This window comes from Streptomyces colwelliae (genome assembly GCF_048158785.1).
Classification (GTDB): domain Bacteria; phylum Actinomycetota; class Actinomycetes; order Streptomycetales; family Streptomycetaceae; genus Streptomyces.
This window is the reverse complement of the sequence record NZ_JBLTJC010000780.1, coordinates 1-1,470: the sequence shown is the minus strand read 5'-3', so window position 1 is coordinate 1,470 and position 1,470 is coordinate 1. Positions and strand designations below refer to the sequence as shown.

General features: G+C 71.8%; 2 pseudogenes. One reads left to right on the top strand and one right to left on the bottom strand.

Annotated elements, in window-relative coordinates:
• Positions 1 to 646, bottom strand: a pseudogene (locus tag ACNFOC_RS54295) (N-acetylmuramoyl-L-alanine amidase); the annotation flags it as partial.
• A 139-nt stretch (positions 647 to 785) separates the two neighbouring features.
• On the opposite strand from ACNFOC_RS54295, the pseudogene ACNFOC_RS54290 reads away from it, so the two are divergent.
• A pseudogene (locus ACNFOC_RS54290) lies at positions 786 to 1,328 on the top strand (TIGR03089 family protein); the annotation flags it as partial.
• Positions 1,329 to 1,470 lie beyond the last annotated feature (142 nt).

Sequence of the window (1,470 nt, the reverse complement as noted above, 5' to 3'; positions counted from 1 at the left end):
ATAAGAGACAGGCGGTGCGGTTGGCGGCCGCGGGGCGGGCGCCCGCGAGCGGGGCTTCCGCCGCGCCCGGGTCCACGAGTTCCAGGTGCAGGCCGGTGGGGAGCGGGGACGACTGTTCGTCGTTGTTTCCTACGACCCGTGTCGCCGCCGTGTTCGCTCTTACTCGTACGTCCACTCCGTCCGAGTCGCCCACCCACAGCGGGGCCGTGGAGCCGTGGACGTGGCCCGAGTCGCGTTCGGCGGTGCCGGGGTCGGCGCCGTGGTCCTCGTTGTGGGTGTCGATGTCCTGCCAGCCGGACCACTCGCCGGTGCCGGTGGCCCGGGTGCGGACCTGGACCTGGCCGCGCAGTTCGGTGTCGGGGTCGGTCCAGGTGACGCCGACGAGGGAGAAGCGGTGGACGTCGTCGCGGGTGAGGCCCTGTTCGGGGGCCGCGCCCAGGGTGCGGTCGCGGGTACGGGGGCTGAGGGGCAGCGACTGGGTGCTGCCGGGGAGGTCCGGTGCGGCGGTCGTCGACGCGGGTCTCGCGCCGCTCGCCGGCTGCGCCGCCGGTGCCGGTGCCGGTGCCGCAGCGGCGGGCAGGGTGAGCGGGAGGGCCAGTGCGGCCGCGCAGGTGACGCCGATCGAGGAAGCAAGGAATCCACGCATGCCCCTGATCCTGGACATAGTCATACATATCTGTCTATCCGGGAATTGACGGACCGTCGGCTGCCGTTCGTCCGAACCGGTGGTCCGGAGCGCCCGCGCGGGGGCGTGCGGCGGTGGGCGTCCGCGTACGCTTGCGCGGGTGAACGCCACCGATCGCACCCCTGCCGACCTGCTGCGTTCCGCGCTCGCCGCGGATCCCGGCCGTCCCCTCGTGACCTTCTACGACGACGCCACGGGGGAACGTGTCGAATTGTCCGTGGCCACCTTCGCCAATTGGGTGGCCAAGACCGCGAATCTGCTTCAGGGAGATCTCGGGGCGGGGCCCGGTGATCGGGTCGCGGTGCTGTTGCCGGCGCACTGGCAGACGGCGGTGTGGTTGCTGGCGTGTTCGTCCGTGGGAGTCGTCGCGGACGTGGGGGGCGATCCTGGCGTCGCCGATGTGGTGGTGAGTGGGCCGGAGTCCCTGGACGCGGCTCGGGCGTGCGGTGGGGAGCGGGTTGCCCTTGCGTTGCGGCCGCTCGGGGGGCGGTTTCCGCAGGCTCCGGCCGGGTTTGCCGACTATGCCGTTGAGGTGCCGGGTCAGGGGGATCGGTTTGTGGCGTTCTCGCCGGTGGATCCTCAGGAGCCCGCGTTGATCGTCGGTGGGGTCGAGTTCACCGGGGTCCAGGTTGTTGAGCGGGCCCTAGGTCGCCGTACGACGCCTCCCAGAGGAGCGCCGCGATGAGGTACGAGAAGCCGCCGCGGAGGTCGGGGATGACCAGGTCGGCGCCGCACGGCATACGTCCCCGAACGCTTCCCCCAAGCACTCCCTTTCACCGCCGAGG